This window comes from Longimonas sp. (assembly GCF_046498435.1).
In the GTDB taxonomy this organism is placed as follows: domain Bacteria; phylum Bacteroidota; class Rhodothermia; order Rhodothermales; family Salinibacteraceae; genus Longimonas.
In genome coordinates this window covers 1-10,134 of sequence record NZ_JAWOAR010000274.1, presented here as the reverse complement: position 1 = coordinate 10,134, position 10,134 = coordinate 1, and the positions used below count along the sequence as shown (strand labels likewise).

The 10,134-nt window shown below is 60.1% G+C and carries 7 protein-coding genes; 3 read left to right on the top strand and 4 right to left on the bottom strand.

The genetic code is table 11. The features are described from left to right. Positions 1-178: 178 nt before the first annotated feature. Positions 179-2,344 (bottom strand): thiol-activated cytolysin family protein, encoded by a 2,166-nt coding sequence (locus R6U20_RS10645; protein WP_410337838.1) that lies wholly within the window; start codon positions 2,342-2,344, stop codon positions 179-181. A gap of 166 nt (positions 2,345-2,510) precedes the next feature. On the opposite strand from R6U20_RS10645, the gene R6U20_RS10640 reads away from it, so the two are divergent. The 3 genes from R6U20_RS10640 (at position 2,511) to pheA (ending at position 7,423) form a co-directional block, all read left to right on the top strand. Beyond that, a complete protein-coding gene (locus R6U20_RS10640; protein ID WP_410337837.1) occupies positions 2,511-3,083 on the top strand; it encodes an ECF-type sigma factor in 573 nt (190 codons plus the stop codon). Between the two features lie 63 nt (positions 3,084-3,146). Next, entirely contained in the window at positions 3,147-5,867 is a 2,721-nt protein-coding gene (locus R6U20_RS10635) for a tetratricopeptide repeat protein (RefSeq protein WP_410337836.1), read from the top strand. Positions 5,868-6,583: 716 nt separating this feature from the next. Then, positions 6,584-7,423: a prephenate dehydratase gene (gene pheA, locus R6U20_RS10630; RefSeq protein WP_410337835.1), complete on the top strand. Its 840-nt coding sequence runs from the start codon at positions 6,584-6,586 to the stop codon at positions 7,421-7,423. Positions 7,424-7,925: 502 nt separating this feature from the next. Here the strand turns inward: pheA and R6U20_RS10625 are convergent. The 3 genes from R6U20_RS10625 to R6U20_RS10615 form a co-directional block, all read right to left on the bottom strand. Next, complete coding sequence (locus tag R6U20_RS10625; RefSeq protein WP_410337834.1) at positions 7,926-8,885, bottom strand: helix-turn-helix domain-containing protein; 960 nt, start codon at positions 8,883-8,885, stop codon at positions 7,926-7,928. A gap of 92 nt (positions 8,886-8,977) precedes the next feature. Continuing rightward, entirely contained in the window at positions 8,978-9,355 is a 378-nt protein-coding gene (locus tag R6U20_RS10620; protein ID WP_410337833.1) for a response regulator, read from the bottom strand. A 56-nt stretch (positions 9,356-9,411) separates the two neighbouring features. Further along, positions 9,412-9,750, bottom strand: a complete 339-nt coding sequence (locus R6U20_RS10615; RefSeq protein ID WP_410337832.1) for a hypothetical protein — start codon at positions 9,748-9,750, stop codon at positions 9,412-9,414. Positions 9,751-10,134 lie beyond the last annotated feature (384 nt).

The following is a 10,134-nucleotide window of genomic DNA, read 5'->3' as shown; positions in this document are numbered from 1 at the left end:
CGTCGCCCACCAGGAGACGGAACTGCGACCAGTCATCTTGTTGCGAGTGTGTCTGCGGCACGCGCGAGAAGTCGAACGTGCCCTCCGCCGTGCCCAACCCTACGTGCGTTTCGTCGCGCGTCCTGTTGTAGAGCACGAAATCGTCGCGCCCGTCAGCATTCACGTCGCCCAGCCGGTATCAGAGACGGTCTGTTTTCGCGGGCTGGGCACAGGAATCCGGTGGAGGAAACACAAACTTGCCGTTGCCTTGCGAAATATTGCGATGGATGGCCACCCGTGCCGGTGCATCCGATGGTAGGACTGTCATGTCGAGCCGGGCGAAGACGAGATCCAGGCCGTTTTGGCCATCCACATCGCCAGCCAGCGTGGTGTACGGGTTCCACCCGCCGGCGCCCCGATCCTGCACCGGAAGCCATCGGAAGTGACGCCCTGGCGTGGGATCGTGGTAGAGCCCGACGTAAGTGCGATTGCCTGAATCGACGGTTTCGTTCCACACTAAGTCTGCCCGCCCGTCGTTGTCGACATCGCCGACATGGAGGTCGTAGTTGTGCCAGTTCGAATTTGGGTGGTCCTGATACTCGGGGACCATCGAGAACGAGCCATCGCCGGCTCCCATAGCGACGTAGGTCCGGTTGCGGGTTCGGCGCTCGTTCCAGATAAGATCGGCCACGCCGGTTCCGTTTACGTCGGCAAGGTGTACGGAGTAGGCCTCGCCCCAGTTAGTCGCGTTATGCACCTGACTGAAGAGCCGAAACGTGCCGTCGCCGTTCGACATCGCCATGAACGAGCGGTTACGCGTGTCGGCGTAATTCCAGATCAGGTCCACCCGATCGTTGCGATCTACCAATCCGGTCACCAGCGTGTATTTCCCCCATCCACCTGGAGCGGTGTCCGGGTGCGCCCACGTCGTGGGAGCGGCGAACGTGCCGTCGCCGTTCGAAAAGGCGATCGCCACCTCGTTGGTCGATCCGAGGTGATTCCAGACGAGGTCGTCGTTGCCGTCGCCATCCATGTCGATCACGTGGCTCGATACGGGCGTGGGGATGGGCAGCGACAGATCCTGTGCATCCTGCAGGTCGAACGTGCCGGGTGTAGCCTGCCGGGCCGTGCACGTCTTGATGTTGTACGTGGTCGATTCCGTCACGCTGGCACGTTTCCCAGGGTCGCGTAGGTACCGGAGCTCGTAGCTGAGCGGCGATGCACTGGAGAGCGGGGCACTCTCGGTGAAGTACTGCGACCAGTCGCCCGATCGGATGATGGCCAGTGTAGCCTCCGCGGGCCCCCCAATCGACGTCACTCTGATTTTCGACTCCTGCAGGATGGCTTGTTGTTTGGCAGAGAGGTTTGCCTCCACGTTACCACCGATCGACTGGTAGCCGGCCTGCATCGTGGCACGAACGTCCTCCTCGCTCGCGGTAGAGGTCATCGAAAACATCATCATGCGCCCGTACACAATGCTGGAAACGTAGACGGGCAGGTTGTTGGGTCCGATGTGGCCCCGGTCCACCAGCCGCTGAAGTTTCTCTGACGTAAAGTCCTCCGAAAAGAAGGCGCCCGGCGATGCCGGGGCCCCCACGACGACGGTATACATCTGCTGGTAGAACTGGGCGGTTACCGTCGTCTCCGATTCTCGTCGATCGATTGCCCCGGTGGCGGAGGCATTGTAGCCGAGGTAGCGCCCTGAAAGGCCCATCTGCATCGCAGCTTGCTGCTCGCTGTGATACGTCTGCATCTCAAACGAGATGGTGCTCGGCGTGGCCAATCCGGTTTCGGTGGCATTCCCGATCATAGAGCCTCGAGCCTGATCGACAGTGGCCTGGTCCGGCCGCTCGACGCGTCGAAAGTTGTCGTCGTTGGCCAGATCGGGGATCGAGACGTTAATCGGCGCTCGCTCCTCGATCGTCAGGCCCTCGAAACTGCCCAGTCCATCGCGATGACTCCTACCCTGAATGAGGGCTCCCACCCAAGAGACATCCCGGTCTGGGTCGTACATGGCGATCTGATTGGGATTGTCTGTGAGCGTATACGGCTGCGTCTGGCACGCATACACGACGTTTTCCTCCGTGTAGACATTGCCCTCATCGTCGATCTTCTCGACATCGAGCGTCATAGGGGCTTCGTTCACAGGATCGCCCGCCGGCGTCGGGGGCTGGTCCGGGTCGGCAGGAGAAAAGTCCTCCCAATCGGGAAGATCCTGAAGGTAGGTGTCAACGTCTTCTCCCACCTCGTCAGTCAGAGGAGACGACCCAGGCCCGCCATCGCAGGCGATCAAAAAGAGCGAAAGGATGATAACCGTCAGCATGCGCTGAAGCATCATCGTGTTAATAGGAAATTGGGAGGTCATGGTCGTGCGGGCTGTGGGGCGTGCAGGTGTGGTGTAGGCAAAACCCTCGTCCCATTCGGGACCCGGTTGTTTCTAAACGCACGAACCGTCCCGGGAATCGATAATGCTTCACGAAATCTTTTTATGGGGAGTCCTCCAGCCTTCATCATTCCTCCCTTGATGCTCCATGCCCCCAGTCCAGGATTTTACAGCGATGCTTGAGGCCGTAAACGGCGGGAACCGCACGGTTATCGACGCCCTGCTGCCCCACGTCTATGACGAGTTGCAGGCGATGGCGCGTCGACAGTTGCGCGGAGAACGGGCCGATCACACCCTCAACACGACGGCGCTGGTACATGAGGCCTACGAGAAACTCATACGGCACGACCAGATGACCTGGCAAAACCGAGCGCATTTCTTCGGCATCGCCGCACTCTCGATGCGCCGCATTCTGCTGAATTACGCGCGGGACCGGGCTGCACAGAAGCGAGGCGGGGGCCAGCCTGTCGCCACATTTGAAGATGGAATGGCCCCTCGCACTGTCCGGGTAGAGGACCTGATCGACCTCGATGATGCGCTCGACCGCCTCGAAGCCATCAACGAACGACAGAGCCAGGTCGTCACGTACCGGTTCTTTGGCGGACTGACCCAGCGAGAAATCGCCGAGGTGCTTGGGGTTTCCGAGCCGACGGTCCGACGCGACTGGCGCCTGGCTCGTGCATGGCTGAGCCGGGAGATGCGGGGGGCCGGCGCAGGTTAGCGGAACTCGGTCTCGCATTCTCCAGATTTTTTAATCTGTTCTCCAGTATAGTCACTAACAGCGATGACGAATAACCGCTGGTCGAACATCCAATTCCTCTTTGAGGCAGCACTGGAGCGGGCGCCCAACGAGCGCGATGCGTTTTTGGAGACGGCGTGTGAGGGCACGCCAGACCTGCTCGCCGAGGTCCGCTCTCTACTCGCCGCCGACGCAGATGCACATCCCCTGCTCAACTCCATTGCCTTCGATGGCCTTGCCCTTCCGGCTGACCTTCTGCCCTCCGGCCTTCGTCCCTCCGAAGGGGATCGCATCGGGCCCTACCGAATCGTAGGCCCACTCGGACGCGGAGGAATGGGGGCCGTCTTTCTTGCTGAACGTGCCGATGGACAGTTCGAGCAGCGGGTGGCTCTGAAAGTAATTCGTGGGGGGGCAGCTTCGGTACAGGTTGTGCGGCGCTTTCAGAGCGAGCGGCAAATCCTCGCCAGCCTCAGCCATCCCCACATTGCCCGCCTGCTCGACGGCGGGGTTACCGACGACGGCCAGCCGTACTTTGCGATGGAGCATGTCGACGGCGTGCCGATCGATTGGTACTGTGATACAAACGACTGCGCTGTCGAGGCACGCGTTCGCCTCGTCATGACGGTATGCGAGGCCGTGCAATATGCGCACCGCCGCCTGCTCGTGCACCGCGACCTGAAACCCTCGAACATCCTCGTGACCAGCGAGGGCGTGGTAAAGCTACTCGATTTCGGGATCGCGAAAATGCTGACGGATGACGATGCTCTGGGGGCGGCGCTCACTCAGACGGGGTACCCCGTGATGACCCCCGCGTACGCTGCCCCCGAACAGTTGCGAGGAGTCGCGGTGACGACGGCAACGGACGTATATGCCCTTGGCGTGGTCCTTTACGAACTGCTCGCTGGTCGGCGCCCTCACGACCTGACGGACCGTTCGCCCGCAGAGGTCGAGCGAACGGTGTGCGAGCAGTCGCCCGATTTACCCTCGACGGTTGCTCCACCGGATCGGCAGCGCGCTCTCCGGGGCGACCTCGACACCATCGTTCTGAAGGCGTTGCGCCCCGAGCCAGAGCGTCGATACGCCTCCGCCGAACAACTAGCCGACGACCTACAGCGGGTCCTTGACGACCGCCCTGTTGCGGCCCGTCCCGATACCACAGGCTATCGCGTAAAGAAATTTGTCCGGCGCCATCGGCAGGGGGTGATGGCGGTCTTTGCCGTGATTGCTGTAATCGCATTCCTCGTGAGCTTCTACACGGTCCAACTCACGAAAGAGCGCGATCGGGCACAGGTTGAGGCGGCAACCGCCACCCAAGTGGCCGCTTTTTTGCAGGACGTCTTCCGGAGTTCGGACCCTGCGGACGCGATGGGGGACACCGTCACTGTGCGGCGAGTGCTGGAGCGGGGCGCCCGGCGGATCGATACGGACTTGGACGGGCAGCCCGCTGTACAGGCCCGCCTGCTCGACGTGATTGGAGAGGTGTATCTGAACCTTGGTCGGTACGACGCAGCCCAGCCTCTGCTGGAGCAGAGCCTGGCTATTCGACGCGAGGTGTTCGGCGCGCGGCACGCCGAGGTGGCCACCAGCCTGGACCACCTCGCTCTTCTCCACGAGAAACGAGGGGAATACGAAGCGGCCGAGCGACTGAGTCGGCAGGCCCTCTCGCTCCGCCGGGCCCTGTACGGGAACGACCACCCCGACGTGGCCGAGAGCCTGAACCGATTGGCCGGGTTACTCATGCACAAAGGCGCCTTCGAGGAGGCCGAACCGCTCTATCGCGCGTCGTTGACGATCCGTCAGCGGCTTTTCGGGGACGACCACGAAGAGGTCGCAATCACGAGAAGCGACCTGGCGCTTCTGTTGAACCATCGCGGCCAATTCGAGGAGGCCGAGGCGCATGCTCGCCGCGCCCTCGCTGCGCACCGTCGGAACTACGAGGCAAAGCCGCACCCGAACGTGGCAGCCACCCTCAGCGTGCTGGGCAATGTTCTGGAAAATGTAGAGCGCTACGACGAGACGGAGGCCGTCTACCGGGAAGTGCTGTCCGTCGCGCGGGCACTGCACGGAGATGAGCCCCACCCGAGCATTGCGGCTGGGCTCGACAACTTGGCCAGTCTGCTTCGAATCCAGGGAAAGTATGCCGCCGCCGAACCGCTCCTGCGCGAAGCGTATGCCCTTGACCGTCGCCTGCACGGTGACGAGCACCCGAACGTGGCGTCGAGCCTGCACAGCCTGGCCTTGCTGCTCGACGACATGGGACGGCCTGAAGAGGCGGCTGTTCACTTTGAGGAGACGCTGCGCATTCTGCGCGAGGCGGTCGGAGCAGAACATCCGTACATGGCCGTCACCCTGAATAACTTCGGTATGTTTTACATCCGCCAGGAAGACTACGACGCGGCCGGACCGCTTCTCCGGCAGTCGCTCGTTCTCCGACGATCGCTCTACGAGGACGACCACCCGAGCGTAACGATGGGTCTGCACAACATGGGCATGGTGCTTCACCACCAGGGCCGCCACGGGGAGGCCGAGCCGCTCCTTCGAGAGGCAATGGCCCTGCGGACCGATGCGCTCGGTCCGGAGCACTGGCACGTCGCTGCAACGAAGGTCTTGCTGGGGCGGTGTCTCAATGCTGTGGGGCGCCACCTGGAGGCGAAGTTGCTTCTCTCCGAGGGGTATGGGGCTCTCCTCCGCACGCACGGCCCCGACGATCCTCGGGTTCAGACCGCGCGAGCACATCTTGAGGCCCTGAATGATCCGGAGACGTAGAAACGGCGTCTTGTTGCTGTTCGGCCAGCCCGGTGGCGAAGGTGTTCAGGGAGGCTCCGGCGTCCGACCCGCAGCCTCGAATCTACTGTGTTATGTCTTCGCCGAGGGGGCAAACGGTACCGAAAGTATTCAGCATAAGCTACTGCTGTGTCACACCTGAATGTTCGGGTTGCAAGGTTCCCCATTCGTATGCTGTCATCTTGAGCGAAGCAACTGCGCCTAGCAGGTGCGGAGTCCTGACACGAGCGAAGCGACTGATGAACGCAGTGAATAAAGATCTCCCCCAAGGTTGGCAGGGCCCCCTGTCCCGCCGTACCTTCTGAATGACGAGGAGATGGTTCGACTGCGCTCACCATGACAGGCTTCGTGGGAGGGGAATTGCAAGGCAACCATCAAAATGAGGATTGACACAGCAGTAGCCGCCCTCCCTCATCATGCTGAACACAGCGACGCCTCACAGGTTACGCGGACGGAGCACCGGCCTCGGCCAACGCACGAGGTGGGGCTGGGCACGTACGCCCAGATGCGAACAGTCGGCGTTGCGATCCGTCCGCCTGGGAGTGATGAGGGGGAGTGGCGGGACGACCTGGGAGGCCTGTTTAGTAGTGCCATAGCAAGGGACTTCCGCCAAGAGGACATCGTGAACACCCGTATGATGAAGGCAGCGGGCCCGTCATTGGATGCCTTCCGCGATCATTTACCCGTACCCATTACTTATGACTGTTGCCTTTCAAGGAACAGCCGGGGCCTACAGCGAAGCCGCTGCTGCGCACCTCTATCCAGAAGCCACGCCGCAGCCATGTGATACGTTTGCCGATCTCTTCGAGGCCGTAGCAAACAAAACCGTTCAGGCAGGCGTGGTGCCCATCGAAAACTCGCTTTTCGGCAGCGTACACGCCAACTACGACCACCTGCGAACGCACGATGTGCACATCGAAGTTGGACAGTTCATGCGCATCCGGCACTGCCTGATGGCTCCATCTGGGACTACACGCGATACAATTCGGACGGTACATTCGCATCCGCAAGCGCTGGGGCAATGCCAGAACTATGTGGCCCGCACGCTGCCTGATGCCGAGCCGGTGGCTGCATACGATACCGCTGGTGCTGCACGGGCTGTGGCCAAATCGGACGACCGAACCCAGGCAGCCATTGCCAGCAAGCAGGCCGCTATCGAGTATGGACTCACGGTGTTGGCCGAGGGCATCGAAGATCATAACGGCAACTACACCCGCTTTCTGGGGATTCGTGCAGGAGAGGCTGAAGACCATGTGCATCCGCAAGCCAACCGCACCTCGGTGGTGTTTGCCCTGCGCGAAAACGTGCCCGGGGCGCTTTTCAAAAGTCTGGCTGTGTTTGCACTGCGCGAACTCGACCTCTGCAAAATGGAAAGCCGTCCGCAGTTCGGCACGCCCGGACAGTATCTTTTCTACGTTGATGTAGCGGGCAGCTACGCCGACACCCCGCTGCGCCGTGCCCTGGGTCATTTGCACGAACTTACCACCGAACAGAAGCTCCTGGGGGCCTACCACGAAGCGCCGATCCCCACCAGTTGACGGCTCACTATTTCCTGACACAACAGAACGACTGGTAGCTATTAGGAGTTACGCACTTGACCCGAGGGGCGTCATTTCCTGCCTGTGGACGGGGCGGAGCCCCTAAACGACGGCGTCACGAGGCAGAGCCTCGCGACGAGATGACATGCGTAAGCTGCAACTGCGTACGTCCTGGCTATTAGATTGCACGTGATGCCTCCCAAGCAGTCATCCCGGCCACCTCGACTGCTGTCGGGAGCAGATCCGAAGCCGAGCGAAGCAACGCACGAAGTAATCTATTCGCCGTTTGAGGGCATCTTCACATCCCACACGCATGCATCCATTGGCATCCATTGGGAGATGGATCCCAGATCGTCTACCGACGGCGGTCGGCATCCGTCGGGGATGACCGTGTAGGGGCACACGTAGTTCTGCAGGGTCAACGGCAGGTACAGGTATAGCACAACGCGTTCGGGGTGACCTGCATGGCGTCCGCTACGTGCTACTGATATGGGCACAGGTCTTACGCATCCTCTTGACGCTCCCAATGCCCCAATCGTACGGCCTGGCGGTACGCCGCTGGCGTGGTGTGCGTATTCTTTCGGAAGCGACGCGTAAGGTGACTCTGGTTAGCAAATCCCACACGCAGTGCAATCTCAGCAATGGGAAGGTCGGTCGTTGACAGCAGGTGCTGCGCCTGTCGCAACCGCTGCTGAAGCACGTACTGGTACGGTGTTTCGCCAGCTGTTTCTTTGAACAGACGGCTGAAATAGGACGGACTCATATCGACACACTCAGCCATGTCCGCCACGGTGATGTCACGATCGAGGTGTTGCTCAATATACGTCTGAATGCGGCGCCGCGCTGGAGCCGACAACGGGCCCCGCGCCTCCTCAAGCAGCAGGGGCCCCGCCCGCGTCCGGCGACGCTTCATGAGCATCCGCAGGGTGAGCGCCCGCGTTACCGACTGTACCAGCGGACGCACCGAAGGCGCATCGGCTTCTTCGTTTATGATCTGTTGCAACGACTGAACGATCAGATGCAGCATGCGGTCGTTGCCGATCACCTCGGTGTGCAGCATCCCATAAGCCGGATCGAGCCCATGCATGGCTACCACCTCATGAATCATAGCCGGCGGCACATACACCACAAGCATAGTACAATCCGATGTGCTCCACCCCCACTTTCCATGTGCTCGGCCTTCTATCAGATACGAGGTGCCCGGATCCAGTGCGATTGTGTGCGGGTCGGTCGATCCTTTTGGACGATAGTACCCCTCTGCACGTCCTGCGGTCACCGTGCCCAGTACATGATGTGCAAACTGCGGGATAGCACGGAGCGACTGCCCAGACGTAATCCGGATGTGCTCAATGAATAGGGGCACCGAACTATAGGGAACTGACGACTTAAAATGGCCGAGACGCTCGCCTGGAATCTCGCGGTAGCGGGAGTCGGCTCCGGGAAACGGCGTATCGGTGCTCAATACTACAGGCTGTAGTTATAAATGCAAATGGAGCGGTCCACATACGGAACAACCCTGCAAGCCGCTTAAGGGAAAGATCATCTACGCTCAAGTCAGGACATCGCCATCTGTTCATGAACGACGGTACGAATCTCTGTTTTGCTGAAGGGCTTGGGAAGGTAGGCATCAAACCCATGGTTGAGCAGTCGTTCCTCTTGTTTGGGAAGCACCTGCGCCGTCATCGCAATAGCTGGCGTATTGACATTGCGTGACGTAGCCTGCCTCCGCGTATAATGCAGCATATCAATACCTGACCCATCGGGGAGTCGAAGGTCGAGCATCAGTATGTCAAACGAGCGGGTTGTAAGCAGGGCCCGCGCCTCACGACAGGTGGCACAACACGTAAGTGAGCAGATGTCAGAAAGCGCGTGTTCAACCAACAGGTAGATGTCGGCATAGTCATCCAACAGAAACAACTGGCAATCGTCCACATCAAGGATGGGAAAAGTTGCGAGAGAAAAGGGCTGATCATCCCAATAGACGGCCTCTACGTCTGCGAAGCGCCTCCCTGTTGCTTCAACCCATTTGGGGCATCCATAAAATCGAACATTGATGGCGGCGTATTATCGGGGCCCTCATCGGAGCCCGGGGTCGCTTCCTCGCTTTCTGACCGTGGAACCTGAGTTGCATCCTTGGACTCCGAGCGCGCCTCCTCAGCGCGCGTGTATTCGTCGGCTGACTTAAACCGCTGGATCAGATAGCGCACAAAGGCGCGCTCCGATACGTTGCGTGCGTTTGCCTTTCGGGCAATCCATTGCAGTTGTTCGGCTGAGAGCGGCACACGCACCTGCGTATCAAATGGGTGCGATGCATTAGCATCTGTCATGGCAGTATGGCTGACAGCGAGAAAGAGATTGACTCTTGCAAAGGTTTTCATGAGGATACAAAGAGCAGGACCTCATGTATTGCAGAGTCCTGCGATGTATTGCAGAATCCTTTACTTTATTCAAGTCCTGTGTGCAGAGCGTGATGGACCTGCGGCACTTTTCCTACAAGCGTGCCGCTGTTTTGCGCATAGCGCTGCCCTGAAAAACCATCTCTTCCCTTTTGTTGCAACACCCGATCATGACGTTTTAAGTAGGACAGTGAAAGTGCGTTACCTGGTCATCCGTGGCGATTTTGTTTGAGGAGAGCTTGGTACCCCGAAGAAGATCCCGGATCTCCGCTCCGCTTCGTCCGGGATGACTTTGGGGAGAGGGCAGTGCTCAAT